Below are 15,220 nucleotides of genomic sequence, written 5' to 3' on the forward strand. Positions count from 1 at the left end.
AATGATCATCGGGCGCGAGCAGGATGTCACGGTTGCAGCGTCTGCCGTGATGGAGCGGACCTCCGATCCGCGGCTGCGCGAGATCATGCTGTCGCTGGTCAAGCATCTGCATGGGTTTGTCCGTGACGTCAGGCTGACCGAAGCCGAATTCCGCGAAGCCACTGCCATTCTGGCTGAACTCGGCAAGCAATCGACCGACACCCACAATGAAGTCGTGCTGATAGCCGGCTCGCTCGGCGTTTCCTCGCTGGTGTGCCTGCTCAACAATGGTGATCAGGGCAACACCGAGACGGCGCAATCGCTGCTCGGGCCGTTCTGGCGGCTGAACTCGCCGCGCGTTGCAAACGGCGGCTCGATCGTCCGGTCCGACACGCCGGGCGCGGCGCTGTTCGTCACCGCCCGCGTCGTCGACCATGCCGGTCATCCGATTGCGGACGCCGAGGTGGATATCTGGCATGCTTCGCCGGTCGGTTTGTACGAGAACCAGGATCCTGAACAGGCCGAGATGAATTTGCGCGGCAAGTTCACGTCAGACGCCGACGGGCGCTTCGCGTTTCGCTCGGTGATGATGGTCGGCTATCCCATTCCGACCGATGGCGTGGTCGGGCGGCTCTTGAAGGCGCAGGACCGGCATCCCTACCGGCCGGCGCATCTGCATGCGCTGATCTTCAAACCGGGATTCAAGGTGCTGATTTCCCAGGTCTATGATCCCGCCGATCCGCATATCGACAGCGACGTGCAGTTCGGCGTGACCAAGGCGCTGATCGGCGAATTCGTGCGGCATGACGAGGCGCATCCGACTGCAACCGATGTCGGCTCGCCCTGGTATTCGCTCGACTATGTCTACCGGATGGAAGCAGGTGAGGCCGTGCTGCCGCGGCCGCCGATCAAGTAACACCCAGCTCGTTCGACTTGCCCGCGATATCCATCGCCGCGCGCCATGCAAACACCATGGCCGGGCCGATCATGGTTCCCGGGCCGGGATAGGTTCCGCGGAAAATCGAGGCGGCGTCGGCGCCGGCGGCATAGAGGCCGGGGATCGGCTGCCCTGCGGATGTCAGTACGCGGCCGTTGGCGTCGGTACGCAGGCCCGCGCTGCTGGCGAGGTCGGAAGGCCAGACTGCGACTGCGAAATACGGACCGGGGCCGATCTTGCGCAGGCAGGGATTTGGCTTGTTCGTGGGATCACCGTTGAAACGGTTGAGGTCGCTGGTGCCGCGGCCGAAATCCTCGTCGACACCGGTCTCGGCAAAGCGATTGTACCGTTCGATGGTGCCGGCCAGCGCGCCGCTATCAACGCCGATGGCCTGCGCCAGTTTCGCGATGCTGTCGCCCTGGAACAGATAGCCCGACTTCAGGAAGCCCGTGAGGTCGCGGGTCCCGGGATGGATCAGGCCAAGGCCGTAATCCCCGACGAAACTCCGGTCGCAGATCAAATAGGACGGGATGCTGGGCACCGTTTGATGCGCCCGCAGCATGCCCTCGACGAAGTCATGATACGAATTGGCCTCGTTGACGAAGCGCACGCCTGATCTGTTGACCGCCATCAACCCGGGCTTGGCGCGATCGAGCATGATGTGGGGAAACACCGAGAGGTGGCCGTCGTCCTGCGGCATCACCGAACTCGGCATCCACAATGCCGGGCTCCTGATGTCCTGCGCGAGAGCGCCGTGCGCGCGTTCGCCGGCGAGAATGCCGTCGCCGGTGTTGCTATCCGGCGACATCGAATAGCGCTGGGTGTCGTCCGGAAACAGCCGGTTGCGCAACTCGCTGCTCCAGCCAATGCCGCCGGCCGCCAGCACGACGCCCCGTCGCGCGCGAATGCTGATGTCGCGATCGTTTGTCGTGAACACCGCGCCGATGATTCTGCCGTCGTCCTCGATCAGCTCGCTGAGCTGCGTCTGGTAACGGATGTCGATGGCCTGTTGCTTTAAACTGTAGAGCAGCCGCGCCACCAGCGCGTTGCCCATGATCAGGCGGGTGCCGCGCGGATGCTTGATCCGGTCCAGCGCCTGCCGCGTCAGCAGGCGCGTCGCGTTCGAAAAATTAGCCCAGGAGCGAAACGGGTGCAGCAAGGACGGAATATCCGTCTTGCCGACCATCATGCCGCCGAGCACCATGAATTCACGGCGCGGTGGCCGCACCCGCGCAAAGTCATCGCCGAGCTTTCGTCCGTCGAACGGCACGACGCCGAGCGCCCGGCCGCCAAGCGCGGCGCCGGGCTGGGCGTGATAGTCGGGATGAACCGGTGGCGGCACGAAAACCACGCTGGATTTCTGCTGGAAATAATCGAGCATCGCGGGCCCGGTCGCGAGAAAGGCGGCGAGCCGCGCATCGTTGGCGTCATCGCCCAATATCGCGGTGAGATAGGTTTTGGCTGATGCGACGCTGTCGGGCACGCCGGCCGCCCCGCTTTGCCGGCTGCCGGGTATCCAGACCGTTCCGGCCGAGGTCGCGGTGGTGCCGCCGACCATGCCGGACTTTTCGCAAAGAATGACCTGGAGGCCTTCGAGCGCACCGACCAGAGCTGCGGTCATGCCCGCGGCACCGGCGCCGATCACCAATAGATCGATCTCGGCATCCCACCGGCGATTATCTGTTTGGCGGCCGGTCACAACAACTCGACCGAACGGCTCATTTCAGCGTCCCGATCGACAGCGCGTGCGCCACGCAGCTGTTGATATGATCGGTCAGGATCAATTTCGCGCCCTCGACGTCGCGCTTCAGCGCGCAATCGAGCAGCGCCTGGTGCTGCGCGATGGTGGCGCTGCCGCGGTATTGCAGGGCGTAGCGGAAGTACTTGTCGAACACGACCGAGTGAGTCTGCATCAACTCCCGCGAGCCGCAGCTTGAGATCAGGGCCTGGTGGAATTCACCGTCATAGCGCTTGCGCAGTTCGGGATCGTCGCCCGCGGTGAGGATCGCGCGCTCGGTCGCCGCCAGCTTGTGATGCGCTGACACCACGCGGCCTTCCCACTCCATGTCACCGGCCCGGAACGATTCGGTCATCGCATGATGTTCGAGCAGGATTCGCAGCTGCGCCAGTTCGCGCAAATTCTGGATCGAGACGGGAGCTACCTCGAAGCCGCGCTGACCTTCGGCAACGACAAAGCCTTCCGAGGCCAGCCGGTTGAGGATCTCGCGCAGCGTCGAAACGCTGAGGCCGTAATCTTCCTTCATCGAGTCGAGCTTGAGCCGTCCCGACGGGTTGAGCACGCCGAAGATGATGTCGGAGCGAATGCGGTGATAGCCGCTGTCGCCGGCCGACATCGGGGTCTGCTGCTGCTCCATGATCGTCAATGTCTATCCCGCTTTTTGGGCCTGCAAAGGCTGACGCGACTCGCCGGCGAGCATAGCCGCGAATGGCGGCCCCTTGCCGCAAACTACGATCACATGGTGAATTACATAACATCATATATTTCCATGACTATCATTTGACAATCATTTCGTTATATGGTTTCCACCGAAAAGGACCGGCCAGACACCAAAAATCGCAGCAACAAGCCGCGGCTGGGCACCGGATCGCTAGGGGAGGATGAGATGAAGCTGTTTGCAGTTCTGTCCGCAGCCGTGTTCGGCGGGGCGCTTTTGGTCGGCACCGCATCCGCGCAGGAGGTCCAGGAGCGGACCATCCGCTGGGGGCACCTCAACAACACCGATCATCCCGTCAGCTTCGGCGTGCAAAAATTCGCGGAAATCCTGCTCGCCAAGAGCGGCGGCAAGTTGAAAGTCCGCGAGTTCGCCTCATCCCAGCTCGGCAACGAGCTGCAGCAGCAATCGGCGCTGCGCGGCGGTACGCAGGAGATGCTGTCGGCGTCCACGACCTCGCTCGCGACCGTCATCCCCGAATTTGGCCTGCTCGACTTCCCGTTCATCGTCAACACCACCGACCAGGCCGATGCGCTGGTCCAGGGCGCATTCGGCAAGGCGATGATCGACGCGCTGCCGCAGCGCGGACTGGTCGGGCTCGGTTATTGGGGGCTCGGCTTCCGCAACGTCACCAACAGCAAGCATCCGATCGCCAAGCTGGAAGATTTCGCCGGCCTCAAGCTGCGCGTGATCCCCAACCCGGTCTATCTGGAGTCCTTCAGCGCCTTCAAGGCCAACCCGATCCCGATGGCGTTCGGTGAGCTCTACTCGGCGCTGGAAACGCGCACGGTCGATGGCCAGGAAAATCCCTACACCGTGATCCTGTCCAACAAGTTCTTTGAGGTCCAGAAATACGTCTCCGCCACTGGCCACACCTTCACCGAGAACATCATCATCGTCAGCAAGATTTTCTGGGACAAGCTGTCGCCGGCCGAACAGAAGATGATGCAGGAAGCCTACAACGAAAGCCGCGCCTACCAGAAGGAACAGACGCGGCTGCAGACCGAAAAGGCGCTCTCCGAATTGCAGGCCAAGGGCATGACGTACAACGCGGTGGCGCCGGAAGAGCTGGAGCGCATGCGCAAAGCCGTCCAGCCGGTGGTCGACAAGATTTCTGCGGCCCTCAAGCCTGATACGGTCAAGCTGTTCAATGCGGAGCTTGATCGCGTCCGCAAAGAGGTCAAGTGACGCGCCGCTGATATCGGCGAAGCAGGGCCGGTATCCAGCGGCCCTGCACGAACTCCAGCTCCAGACGGCGCCGATGGGACGGATACTCGACCTCTATTGCGCGTTGCTCAAGGGCGTGATCGCGCTGTGCCTCGCGGTCATGGTGGTGCTGGTGTTCGGCAATGTCGTGCTGCGCTACGGCTTCAATTCCGGCATCACGATTTCGGAGGAACTGTCGCGCTGGATGCTGGTCTGGCTGACGTTTCTGGGCGCCATCGTCGCCGTGCGCGAGCATTCGCATCTGGGCGTCGATACGCTGGTGCGGATGCTGGGCCCCCTGGGAAAACGCATCTGCTTCGTCATCAGCTACTGCCTGATGCTGTATGCCGACTGGCTGCTGCTGGCGGGTAGCTGGCGCCAGACCATCATCAACATCGACGATCGCGCGCCGGCGACCGGTCTGTCGCTCGGCATCTTCTATTTCGTCGGCGTGATCTTCGGCGTCTCGGTCGGGATCATGCTGCTCTATGATTTGTTCCGCGTCGTCTCCGGCCAGGCCAGCGAATCCGAGTTGGTCGCCGTCAAGGAGGAGGACATCTGATGGCATCGCGGGGGCGCCGCACATGACCATCGCGGTCTTCACCTTCTCGTTGCTCGGCGCCATGGCGCTCGGCATGCCGATCGCCTTTGCGCTACTCATCTGCGGGGTCGCGCTGATGAGCACGATCAATATGTTCGATTCCCAGATCGTGGCGCAGAACATCATCAATGGCGCCGACAGTTTCCCGCTGATGGCCATTCCCTTCTTCATGCTCGCCGGCGAGATCATGAACAAGGGAGGGCTGGCCAGGCGCATCGTCAATGTCGCCCTCGTTGCGGTCGGACACTTCCGCGGCGGCCTTGGCTATGTGACGATCCTCGCGGCCTGTATCCTCTCATCGCTATCGGGATCGGCCGCGGCCGATGCCGCCGCGCTCGCAGCCGTGCTGGTGCCGATGATGGTGGCGGCCGGACACAAGAAGATCTACGCGGCAGGACTTGTGGCTGCGAGCGGCGTGATCGGTCCCGTCATTCCTCCCAGCATCGGCTTCGTCATCTTCGGCGTCGCCGCCGGCGTGTCGATCTCCAAACTGTTTCTCGCCGGTATCTTTCCCGGGCTGATGATTGGTGCCGGCTTGTGCGTCGCCTGGTGGTGGGTGGTCCACAAGGAAAACCTGACGCCGCCGCCGCGGGCATCGTTCAAGGAAGTTGCCCACGCCGTGATCGACGGCTTCTGGGCGCTGATGTTGCCGGCGATCATCATCGTCGGCTTGCGTTTCGGCATCTTTACGCCGACCGAGGCCGGCGTTGTTGTCGCGGTTTATTCGCTGTTCGTGACCACCTGCATTTATCGCGAACTGAAATTCTCGCAGCTGTACGGCGTCTTCGTCTCCGCCGCCCTGACCACCAGTATCGTGATGTTCCTGGTGGCGGCGGCGCTGGTCTCTTCCTGGCTGATCACGGTATCGGAGATTTCAGCCCAGGTGGTCGACCTCCTGAAGCCCTTCATGGCCAACAAGACGCTTTTGATGTTCGCGATCATGGTTATCGTGGTCATCGTCGGCACGGCGCTCGATATGACGCCGACGATCCTGATCCTGACGCCGATCCTGATGCCGATCATCAAGGCGGCCGGCATCGACCCGGTCTATTTCGGCGTGATGTTCATCATCAACAATTCCATCGGCCTCATTACGCCGCCGGTCGGTATCGTGCTGAACGTCGTTTGCGGCGTCTCCAGGATCAGCATGGAAGATATCATCAAGGGCGTCTGGCCGTTTATGATCGCCCAGCTTATCGTGCTGTTTCTGTTGGTGCTGTTCCCGGCATTGGTGACGGTCCCGGCCAAGTGGCTTGCCGGCTAGAAGCGGCATATCAAGCGAAAAGAGGGAGCCTCGATGGCCATCAAGATCATGATCCTGAACGGACCCAATCTGAATTTCCTCGGAATTCGGGAGCCTCACATCTACGGCCCGACCACGCTCAAGGAGATCCAGGCAAGCTGTGAGGAAGTAGCAAAGTATCTCGGGGTCACGGTCTCGTTTCACCAGTCCAATCTCGAAGGCGAACTGGTCAACTGGATCCAGTCGGCGCACGGCAATTATGATGCGATCATCATGAACCCGGCGGCCTATTCGTTCACCTCGATCGCGCTGATCGATGCGCTCAAGATATTCGAAGGCCCGAAGATCGAGGTCCACATCTCCAATATTCATGCGCGGGACGAATTGCACCGGCATTCGATCACGTCGAGCGCGTCCACCGCCGTGATCTGTGGTCTCGGTCCTTACGGATACATCGCGGCGATGCTGGCTGCCGTTCAAAAGCTGGGCAAGCTGCCGGATGCCGTTCCCGCCTCGTTGCATGGCCTCAAGGGGAGATAGCGCATGCGCGGCGCAGGCTTTCTGGCGATCTGGAGCGACGTCGAGCCCGATCATCTCACCGATTACCGGCACTGGTTGACGCGCGAGCACACCACCGAGCGTGTGACGACCAAGGGATTTTTGGGCGTTCGCGTGTTCCGCGCCGCGCGAACTGACATCGCCAGGTTCTTCATTCTCTACGAACTTGAAGCCCCCGAGGTGCTCGACGGCCCGGCTTATCTGGCGCGGCTCAACGCCCCGACGCCGTGGTCGCAACGCACCATGCCCCGGCTCGGCAATTTCATTCGCGGCGGCGGCGTCATGACCGCCCGCGCGGGTCGCGGCGAGGGATCGACCATCGCCGCACTGCGCATCGAACGTCTGCCGGAGAATCCCCGGCAACTCGCCGACGCGCTCGTCGCGCTCGACGGCATTGCCGCGGTGCAGATCGGCACGACCGATCTGGCCCGCACCTCGGTGCCGACGGTCGAGAAGGGCATGCGGAAGGATGAGGGCATCTTTGCCGGCCTCCTGATCATCGAGGCGCTTGACGAGACGGCGCTTGGTGGCGCATTGCGTCGAGCAATTGAAATGGCGCCGGACTTGTTCAGCGGCGGTGAGCCGGAGGTCTATCAGGGCATGTTCGCACTCGACGCCCGTATCGCAGACTTTGAATAATGCCGTCGTTCTCGCTCGCCGCGCTGACCGTCCTCGACCTGGCGCCTCCCGCGCTGATCGAAATTGCCGCTAGCTGCGGCTATGACGCCGTCGGGATTCGCCTGCTGCCCGCGATGCCCGGCGGCATCGCCTATCCGCTGGATGACAAAGCGAGCCTGAACGAAACGCTGGCCCGGCTGGATGCGACCGGCATCAAGGTAGCCGACCTCGAAGTGGTCGCGCTCAGGCCCGAAACCGGGATTGCCGGCTTCTCCGCCTTCTTCGAGACCGGTGCGCGGCTCGGCGCCAAGCACATCCTGGTCGCGGGTTACGATCCTGATCTCGCCCGGTTCAGGGATAGCTTTGCGAGGTTTTGCGAGGCCGCCGCCCCATATGGGCTGACGGCCGATCTCGAATTCATGCCCTGGACCTATGTCCCGGATCTGGCGACGGCCAACAGCATCGTCGCGCCGATGGGGCAGGCCAATGCCGGCATCCTGGTCGATGCGCTGCATTTCGACCGGTCGAGGAGTTCAACCGCCGAACTTGCGCGCGTGCCCGTCCACCGGCTGCATTACTGGCAGTTATGCGACGGCCCGGCCGAGCGGCCCACCACGAACGACGAACTGATCCATGCCGCCCGCCATGAGCGGATGTTTCCCGGGGAGGGCGGCATCGACCTCGTCTCGCTGGCGCGCGCCATGCCGGCGGATATCACCATCAGCCTCGAAGTCCCGACCGCCGAGCTTGCCAAGACCATGGGAGCAAAGGATCGCGCCCAGCGCGCGCTGGATGCTGCCAAGGCCGTGATCGCAGCGGCCAAACTCTGAGAACGACCCTGAGAAGGCGTTGATAAGGTCATTTGCGCCGATCGAACATGGGAGTATCTCTCAGGTTCACCTTCGAAAGTTGCTGCACATGATGACGCTGCGCCAGGTCGAGGTTATCAGGGCCGTGATGATCACCGGCACGATCGGCGGGGCGGCAAAACTGCTCAACGTGTCGGCACCGGGCATCAGCCGGCTGGTGAAATATACCGAGCGCTCGCTCGGCATCCGATTCTTCCAGCGCCAGAACGGGCGCTACTTCCCGACCTCCGAAGCGCATAATATTTTCGAGCAGATCAACGGCGTCTACAAGAAGGTCGACGACCTCACCGAAATCATCTCAAAGATCGGGCGCGGCACGCTGTCGGAACTGCGCATCGGCTCGGTGCCGAGTATTTCCCAGATCATGGTGCCGCGCGCGATCGAGCGCATCCGTCGGCGCTACCCCGATCTGCACATCGACATCAACATCCTCAAGATCGAGGAGGCGATCGACTATCTGTTGCTCGGCAAGGGCGATTGCGTCGCCATGAGCTATCGGCTCGACCACCCCGGCCTCGATTTCATGCCGCTGGCGTCAGGTGAATTGTTCTGCATCGTGCCGCAGGGACACGAACTGGCGGGTCGAAAACAGGTCACCGCCGCGGAGATCATCCGCTATCCCCTGATCGGCATCGACCCCAACGACCCCTACGGGCGCATCATGGCCGAGATCTTCGCGCGCAATAAATTGTCCTACGACATCACGATCCGGGCGCGGTTCGGCACCACCGTCTGCGCGCTGGTCAAGGCGGGGCTTGGAATTGCCGTCATCGATCAGTTTACCGTCGCGCATGGCGGTTATCCCGGCGTGGAAATGCTTCGGATCGTGGAGCCCACGAGGTTCGACACGTATATCGCGGTGAAAAGAGGCGCCTCGCTTTCGCTGCATGTCGAGCATTTCATCGAATGCCTGCGGTCGGAAATGCGGGCGCTGGAGCCCAGCCGGAAAAGTCCGGCGACGGCGGCATCGCGCGGCCGCAAAAAATAACATCAAGTTATGTTTGTGGAATAAAAGGGTAATTGTGTTATCTGGCGAAGGCGGTATCGTTTGCGCGGTTTGGTGCTCTAAGCCGCGCGATCCCATGTTGATACTGCGAGACCATAGCGACGTGTCCAAACGCCCAGCTTCGATCGGTCAAAAGTTTCTCACCGGCCTGATCGGAGCCCCGATTGCGCATTCGGCGTCGCCGGCGATGCACGAGGAGGCGGCCGCTGCCCTGGGTATCCGGTGTCATTATCAACTGATCGAGGTCGCGGGCCAGGGCTCGGCTGAATTGCGCACGTTGCTCGACAGCATCAAACGCATTGGTTTTGCCGGGGTCAACGTGACGTTTCCCTACAAGGAAGCCGTGATTCCGCTGCTCGATGATTTGTCGCCGGCCGCGCGCGCGATCGGCGCGGTCAATACGGTTGTCGTCAGTGGCAGCCGGCTGGTCGGATACAATACCGACGCCACGGGGTTCGAGCGTGCGGTCGCCAATCTTGTGAAGGCATCGGGTCATGGCCCCGTTGCCCTGATCGGCGCCGGCGGCGTCGGCAAGGCGATTGCGCATGCGCTCGCGGCGCTCGGTGTCGCCGAACTCAACATCTTCGATACCGACCGCGCCAAGGCCGAACAGATTGCGGCGCAGTTGCGCGGCCGCCAACCGGTGCGGATTGCGCAAACCGTGGAAGACGCGCTGCGCGGTGCCGTCGGCGTGGTCAACGGAACGCCGATCGGCATGCTGCCGGATCGCGGCACGCCGGTGCCGGAAGCGCTGTTGCGCCGCGACATCTGGGTGGCCGACGCGGTCTATTCGCCGCTCTGGACGCCGCTGCTGACCGCGGCCAAAGCCAAGGGCGCTGAAATCATGACCGGGCGCGATCTCGCGATCCACCAGGCCGCGGACGCCTTCGAGTTATTTACGGGAATGAAGCCGTCCATCGTCGAAATGGGAAATGCATTCGACGGCGTGATGGCAAGGCGCTACTCTGCGACATCGGACGCGTAGCCGGTCACAAGGCTCGCGTCGACAAGATCAAAAGATCAAGACAATAGGGGATGGAAATGAAATCAGGAATTTTGGCAGGTATCCTGCTCGCGACCATGACGGCTGCGGCGGCGTTGGCGCAGTCCGGTGCTCCCATCAAGCTCGCCAATGTGGCCGAACTGTCCGGCGGCGGCGCCACGGTCGGCACCAACTGGAAGAACGGCATCGATCTTGCGATCGAGGAAGTCAACGCCAAGGGCGGCGTGCTCGGCCGCAAGCTGGAAGTCACCCACGCCGATTCGCAATCCAACCCCGGCGTGGCGCGCGCCCAGGTCCAGAAGGCGCTCGACGGCGAGCCCTACGTCCTGCTCGGCCCCGGCTATTCCGGATCGGTCAAGGTCACGGCGCCGCTCGCGGCCGAAGCCGGCATCGCCCAGATCATGGGCGGCGAAGCCGCCGAACTGACGCAGGGCGGCAACAAATTCCTGTTCCGCACCTCGTTCGGCCAGCAGTCCTCGATGCCGAAGGTCGCCAAATACATCAACGACGAGGTGAAGGCGAAATCGGTTGCGATCGTTTGGGTGAATAATGATTTCGGCCGCGGCGGACGTGACGTCATCACCAAGGAATTCGCCAAGCTCGGCGTCAAGGTCGCCGCCGATCTTTCCACCGAAGCAGGTCAGGCCGATTTCGCCGCCGACGTCAGCAAGATCAAGGCCGCCGCGCCCGACGCGGTCTTCATCTATCTGAACGAAGAGGAAAGCGCCCGCATCCTGAAAGAGCTGAAGCGTCAGGGCGTCACCGTGCCCCTGATCGGCGAAACCACGCTGGTCGGCCAGAAGGTGGTCGAACTGGCGGGCGATGCGGCGAACGGTGCCCGCGGCCATGTCGGCCTCACCACCGATGCCCCGGTCGACCTGATCAAGGCGTTCAAGGAAAAGTTCGTCAAGAAGTACAATTACGTCCCTGACCATAATGGCCTCAAGGGCTATCTGGCGATCTACATGATCAAGGCCACCACCGAGAAGATGGGCAAGGTCGATTCCAAGGCGTTCGCCGATAACCTCCATGGCCTCACCATCAAGGCGGCCAGCGAGCCCGGCATCCTGATGGATGCGACCTTCGACAAGAACGGCGACATCGATCGCCAGGGTTTCCTGGTCGAGATCGTCGATGGCAAGCAGGTCATCAAGCAGGTGCTGCCGAAGCTCAACTAAGGTACGGGCCTCATCCTGAGGCGCTTGCCACCGGGTCCGCGGGAAGCGCGGCCCGATGATAAACTCCGCAAGCGTCTCGAAGGGTGGATAGCAAGGTGGTATCGCGGCCATCCTTAGAGGCGCGCGCAGGAGCGCGCTCCTCAGGATGAGCAAAGGTCAGGGTAAAGGCATGTCCAATCTGCTAGATCTTCTGATAGCGGGACTGGCGACGGGCGCGATCTATGCCATCGTCGCGGTCGGCTTCACGCTGCTGTGGCAGACGTCACAGACCATCAACTTCGCGCAGGGCGAATTCGTCATGCTGCCGGCGTTCCTGATGCTGGCGGCGATGCACGTCGGCGCGCCGTTCTGGCTCGCGATCGTCATCGGCATGCTGCTGTCGATGCTGCTGCTCGGCCTCGGCTTCAAGATGCTGCTGGTCGACCCGATGCTACGCCACGGCGTGTTGCCGCTGGCAATCGCGACCATGGCGCTGGCGATCGGCATCAAGGAAGCCGTGAAACAGTTCTTCAGCGCCGAAGCCTCGCCGTTTCCCTCCATCGTGCCGGCTGGTGATATCTCGATCCTCGGCCGCCAGGTCGCGTTGCAAAGCGTCGGTGTGCTCGCGCTCGCCATCGCCGCGGTGGTCGGATTGACCATGCTGTTGAACCGCACGTCCATTGGCCATCAGATGCAGGCCACCGCACAAAACCCGACCGTCGCCCGCATCATCGGCATTCCCGTCGAGCGGATGATCCTGCTGACGTTCCTGATCAACGCTTTTCTGGTAGCGCTGGCCTCGCTGCTGATCACACCGATCTATCTCGCCAAATTTTCCAGCGGCGAAGTGCTGGGGCAGGCGGCGTTCATCGCAGCAATCGTCGGCGGGTTCAACCAGGTGCGCGGCGCGATCGCCGGCGGCTTGCTGATCGGCGTCGTCGACAATCTCGCGGCGGCCTATGTTTCGACCCAGTATCGCGCGGCCGTGCCGATGGTGCTCTTGATCCTGATCATCCTGCTTCGTCCGCAGGGACTGCTGGGCCGCGCCGAGGAGCGTACGGTATGAGCCTGCTCAATCGATATTGGCGTGTCGCGCTCGGTCTGGTCGTGATCGCGGCCCTGATCATCGCGCCGATGTACCTCAATCGCTACGGCCTGTTCATCCTGAGCCAATGGGCTGTCATGACCATCGCCGCGATGGGGCTCAATCTGACGCTGGGCTATGCCGGCCAGGTCTCGCTGGCGCAGGGCGCCTTCGTCGGCATCGGCGCCTATTCCGCGGCGATCATGACCGCGAACGGAATGCCGCTGATCGCGGGGCTCGGCGTTGCCATCGTCCTCTGTTTCGCGATCGGCTGGATCCTCGGCTATCCGGCGCTGCGGGTGCAGCATCATTATCTTGCCTTCGTGACGCTGGCGTTTTCCACGCTCGCCTTCCTGGTGTTCCGCAACGAGAGCTGGCTCACCAACGGCATCTACGGCATCAGCAACATTCCGCGCCCGACGATTCTGGGATATCCGACCAACCGGCCGTTGCCATTCTATTATGTCTGCCTTGGCTCGCTCGCCCTGGTGTCGTTCGCGACCTGGTGGCTGATCCGTTCACCCTGGGGACGCGCCTTCGTGGCCTTGCGCGAAAACCCGGTGCGGGCGCTCTCGCTCGGCATCGATACAAGGCGCTACACCTTGATGGCGTTTGCGATCGGCTCGGCGCTCGGCGGCGTCGCCGGCACGCTGTACGCGCCGCTGACGCAGTACATTGATCCCGTTCCTTTCAATCTGTCGCTTTCGCTCGATCTCTTGATGATGGTGATCGTCGGCGGTTCGGGCTTCTTCTTCGGCCCGTTCCTGGGCGCGATGATCGCGGTGCTGCTGCCGGAATGGCTGCGCTTCACCCAGGGTTATTATCTGATGCTCTACGCGGTCGCCGTGATCCTGCTGCTGATCTATTCGCCGACCGGCATTCTCGGCATTCTCGATCGCTATCTGACCGAGCGCCGCACCAAGGCCGCCTCCGCACTGCGCGCGGTTGCGAAATCAGGACTGGAGCCGGCGCCATGACCGCGGTTCTCGAGATCAGCAACATCAAGAAGAACTTCGGAGGCATCAATGCGGTCGATGGCGTCAGCTTCGACGTGCAGGAAGGCGAAATCCTCGGCCTGATCGGTCCGAACGGTTGTGGCAAGTCGACCTTGTTCAATTGCATTCTCGGCCAGTTGCAGCCGAGCGCCGGCGAGGTGAAGGTCGATGGCAAGGTCGTCACCGGGTTTCGGCCGTCGGATTTGAACCGGCTCGGCGTCAGCCGCACGTTCCAATTGCTTCAGGTGTTTCCAAAACTGTCGGTGCGGGAAAATCTCATCCTCGCCGGCCAGGAGCATCAGGGCAACATGCTGTCGCGGCTGCTGGGTCCATCGGATGCAGGCCTCAGCCAGGCGGCCGATCAGATGATCGAGTTTTTCAAGCTCGGCCATCTCGCCGGTGAACTGGCCGGCGGATTATCCTACGGCCAGCAGAAACTGCTCGATGCCGCCATGGCCTTCATGGGTGGCCCCCGCCTGGTGCTGCTCGACGAGCCGGCCGGCGGCGTCAATCTGACGATGCTCGGCGATTTGAAAGCGCGGCTGGCCGAGATCAACCGCGAGAAGCGCGCCACCTTCGTCGTGATCGAGCACAACATGGAATTCGTGATGTCGCTGTGCTCGCGCGTGGTGGTGATGGCGGAAGGCAAGGTGCTGGCGATCGGTACGCCCGCGGAGATCCGTGCCAACAGCGCGGTCATCGACGCGTATCTCGGTCACTGAACCGGTAGGGAACAGACCGATGAGCGAACCCATCCTCGACGTTAAAGGCCTGGTCGGCGGCTACGGCAAGATGACCATCCTCAACGGCACCAGTTTTTCGGTGCCGGCGGGCACCATCACCACGGTGATCGGGCCGAACGGCGCCGGAAAATCCACCGTGTTCAAGGCGATCTTCGGCCTGCTGAAACTGCGCGAAGGCAAGATCGTGTTCAAGGGCCGCGACGTCACCGGCCTCAGCCAGCGCGAACTGCTGACATCAGGCATCTGCTACGTGCCGCAGGGCCGCAACATCTTCCCGGAATTGTCGGTGCGCCACAATATCGAGCTCGGCGCGGTGGTCGCGGGGCGCGATATTCCGGACTTGCCGGCGCGCATTGAAGCGGCGCTCGATCAATTCCCCGTGCTGCGCCGGAAGGCGACGCAACAGGCGTCGACGCTGTCGGGCGGCGAACAGAAGCAGCTCGAAATCGCGCGCGGGCTATTGCTCAATCCGCAGCTGATGCTGGTCGACGAGCCGTCGATCGGGCTCTCGCCGCTGTTGATCCGGCAGACTTTCGGCATTTTGCAGGAATTGCGCGATCGCGGCGTTTCCATCCTGCTGATCGAACAGAACGCGCGCTCGGCGCTCGAGATCTCCGATTACGGCATCGTGCTCGAGCTTGGCCAGACCCGTCTCGTCGACAGGGCCGACAAGGTGCTCAGCAATCCTCGCGTCGGCCAGCTCTTTCTCGGCGGCGCGATCGATCAGCCATCCGCATAAAGCGATAACGACACAAATTCACGGGGAGC

Annotated in this window: 16 protein-coding genes; 14 read left to right on the forward strand and 2 right to left on the reverse strand. The window is 62.4% G+C overall.

Annotated features, from left to right (window positions below; translation table 11 throughout):
• Position 1: 1 nt before the first annotated feature.
• On the forward strand, positions 2-895 hold the full coding sequence (locus tag JQ597_RS28305) for a dioxygenase family protein (protein ID WP_212268762.1): 894 nt from the start codon (positions 2-4) through the stop codon (positions 893-895).
• Here the strand turns inward: JQ597_RS28305 and JQ597_RS28310 are convergent.
• A complete protein-coding gene (locus JQ597_RS28310; RefSeq protein WP_349628893.1) occupies positions 888-2,615 on the reverse strand; it encodes an FAD-dependent oxidoreductase in 1,728 nt (575 codons plus the stop codon). The two genes, JQ597_RS28305 and JQ597_RS28310, sit on opposite strands and share 8 nt — an antisense overlap.
• A gap of 19 nt (positions 2,616-2,634) precedes the next feature.
• Positions 2,635-3,291, reverse strand: coding sequence for a GntR family transcriptional regulator (locus JQ597_RS28315; protein WP_249133691.1), 657 nt, complete (start codon positions 3,289-3,291; stop codon positions 2,635-2,637).
• Between the two features lie 249 nt (positions 3,292-3,540).
• On the opposite strand from JQ597_RS28315, the gene JQ597_RS28320 reads away from it, so the two are divergent.
• The 13 genes from JQ597_RS28320 to JQ597_RS28380 all read left to right on the forward strand — a co-directional run bounded on the left by JQ597_RS28320 (position 3,541) and on the right by JQ597_RS28380 (position 15,191).
• On the forward strand, positions 3,541-4,557 hold the full coding sequence (locus JQ597_RS28320) for a TRAP transporter substrate-binding protein (protein WP_212268763.1): 1,017 nt from the start codon (positions 3,541-3,543) through the stop codon (positions 4,555-4,557).
• Between the two features lie 73 nt (positions 4,558-4,630).
• A complete protein-coding gene (locus JQ597_RS28325) occupies positions 4,631-5,137 on the forward strand; it encodes a TRAP transporter small permease (protein WP_212035857.1) in 507 nt (168 codons plus the stop codon).
• A 22-nt stretch (positions 5,138-5,159) separates the two neighbouring features.
• Positions 5,160-6,440, forward strand: coding sequence for a TRAP transporter large permease subunit (locus JQ597_RS28330; protein WP_212268764.1), 1,281 nt, complete (start codon positions 5,160-5,162; stop codon positions 6,438-6,440).
• 33 nt (positions 6,441-6,473) lie between these two features.
• On the forward strand, positions 6,474-6,959 hold the full coding sequence (gene aroQ, locus JQ597_RS28335) for a type II 3-dehydroquinate dehydratase (protein WP_212268765.1): 486 nt from the start codon (positions 6,474-6,476) through the stop codon (positions 6,957-6,959).
• Positions 6,960-6,962: 3 nt separating this feature from the next.
• The gene (locus JQ597_RS28340; protein ID WP_212268766.1) at positions 6,963-7,616 is read left to right on the forward strand and encodes a hypothetical protein; all 654 of its coding nucleotides are present in this window, start codon (positions 6,963-6,965) and stop codon (positions 7,614-7,616) included.
• Positions 7,616-8,425 carry a sugar phosphate isomerase/epimerase family protein gene (locus JQ597_RS28345; RefSeq protein WP_212268767.1) on the forward strand — a complete coding sequence of 270 codons (810 nt, stop codon included), beginning with the start codon at positions 7,616-7,618 and terminating at the stop codon, positions 8,423-8,425. Before JQ597_RS28340 ends, JQ597_RS28345 begins: the two co-directional genes overlap by 1 nt.
• 88 nt (positions 8,426-8,513) lie before the next feature.
• Positions 8,514-9,452 carry a LysR family transcriptional regulator gene (locus JQ597_RS28350; RefSeq protein WP_212268768.1) on the forward strand — a complete coding sequence of 313 codons (939 nt, stop codon included), beginning with the start codon at positions 8,514-8,516 and terminating at the stop codon, positions 9,450-9,452.
• 121 nt (positions 9,453-9,573) lie between these two features.
• Positions 9,574-10,455 (forward strand): shikimate dehydrogenase, encoded by an 882-nt coding sequence (locus tag JQ597_RS28355; RefSeq protein WP_312010897.1) that lies wholly within the window; start codon positions 9,574-9,576, stop codon positions 10,453-10,455.
• A 56-nt stretch (positions 10,456-10,511) separates the two neighbouring features.
• Positions 10,512-11,651, forward strand: a complete 1,140-nt coding sequence (locus JQ597_RS28360; RefSeq protein WP_212268770.1) for an ABC transporter substrate-binding protein — start codon at positions 10,512-10,514, stop codon at positions 11,649-11,651.
• Between the two features lie 169 nt (positions 11,652-11,820).
• Positions 11,821-12,696 (forward strand): branched-chain amino acid ABC transporter permease, encoded by an 876-nt coding sequence (locus JQ597_RS28365; protein ID WP_212268771.1) that lies wholly within the window; start codon positions 11,821-11,823, stop codon positions 12,694-12,696.
• Positions 12,693-13,691 (forward strand): branched-chain amino acid ABC transporter permease, encoded by a 999-nt coding sequence (locus JQ597_RS28370; RefSeq protein WP_212268772.1) that lies wholly within the window; start codon positions 12,693-12,695, stop codon positions 13,689-13,691. Before JQ597_RS28365 ends, JQ597_RS28370 begins: the two co-directional genes overlap by 4 nt.
• Positions 13,688-14,431, forward strand: a complete 744-nt coding sequence (locus JQ597_RS28375) for an ABC transporter ATP-binding protein (protein ID WP_212268773.1) — start codon at positions 13,688-13,690, stop codon at positions 14,429-14,431. Before JQ597_RS28370 ends, JQ597_RS28375 begins: the two co-directional genes overlap by 4 nt.
• Before the next feature lie 19 nt (positions 14,432-14,450).
• Positions 14,451-15,191 carry an ABC transporter ATP-binding protein gene (locus JQ597_RS28380; RefSeq protein ID WP_212268774.1) on the forward strand — a complete coding sequence of 247 codons (741 nt, stop codon included), beginning with the start codon at positions 14,451-14,453 and terminating at the stop codon, positions 15,189-15,191.
• Positions 15,192-15,220: the final 29 nt, after the last annotated feature.

This window comes from Bradyrhizobium sp. AUGA SZCCT0177 (genome assembly GCF_018130125.1).
Classification (GTDB): domain Bacteria; phylum Pseudomonadota; class Alphaproteobacteria; order Rhizobiales; family Xanthobacteraceae; genus Bradyrhizobium.

Excerpts from the sequence above, each read along its gene's own strand:
- JQ597_RS28325 (WP_212035857.1), top strand. The coding sequence starts at position 4,631 with ATGGGACGGATACTCGACCTCTATTGCGCGTTGCTCAAGGGCGTGATC.
- JQ597_RS28320 (WP_212268763.1), top strand. The coding sequence starts at position 3,541 with ATGAAGCTGTTTGCAGTTCTGTCCGCAGCCGTGTTCGGCGGGGCGCTT.
- JQ597_RS28315 (WP_249133691.1), bottom strand. The coding sequence starts at position 3,291 with ATGGAGCAGCAGCAGACCCCGATGTCGGCCGGCGACAGCGGCTATCAC.
- aroQ (WP_212268765.1), top strand. The coding sequence starts at position 6,474 with ATGGCCATCAAGATCATGATCCTGAACGGACCCAATCTGAATTTCCTC.
- JQ597_RS28370 (WP_212268772.1), top strand. The coding sequence starts at position 12,693 with ATGAGCCTGCTCAATCGATATTGGCGTGTCGCGCTCGGTCTGGTCGTG.
- JQ597_RS28375 (WP_212268773.1), top strand. The coding sequence starts at position 13,688 with ATGACCGCGGTTCTCGAGATCAGCAACATCAAGAAGAACTTCGGAGGC.
- JQ597_RS28345 (WP_212268767.1), top strand. The coding sequence starts at position 7,616 with ATGCCGTCGTTCTCGCTCGCCGCGCTGACCGTCCTCGACCTGGCGCCT.
- JQ597_RS28305 (WP_212268762.1), top strand. The coding sequence starts at position 2 with ATGATCATCGGGCGCGAGCAGGATGTCACGGTTGCAGCGTCTGCCGTG.
- JQ597_RS28360 (WP_212268770.1), top strand. The coding sequence starts at position 10,512 with ATGAAATCAGGAATTTTGGCAGGTATCCTGCTCGCGACCATGACGGCT.
- JQ597_RS28330 (WP_212268764.1), top strand. The coding sequence starts at position 5,160 with ATGACCATCGCGGTCTTCACCTTCTCGTTGCTCGGCGCCATGGCGCTC.
- JQ597_RS28380 (WP_212268774.1), top strand. The coding sequence starts at position 14,451 with ATGAGCGAACCCATCCTCGACGTTAAAGGCCTGGTCGGCGGCTACGGC.
- JQ597_RS28365 (WP_212268771.1), top strand. The coding sequence starts at position 11,821 with ATGTCCAATCTGCTAGATCTTCTGATAGCGGGACTGGCGACGGGCGCG.
- JQ597_RS28350 (WP_212268768.1), top strand. The coding sequence starts at position 8,514 with ATGATGACGCTGCGCCAGGTCGAGGTTATCAGGGCCGTGATGATCACC.
- JQ597_RS28340 (WP_212268766.1), top strand. The coding sequence starts at position 6,963 with ATGCGCGGCGCAGGCTTTCTGGCGATCTGGAGCGACGTCGAGCCCGAT.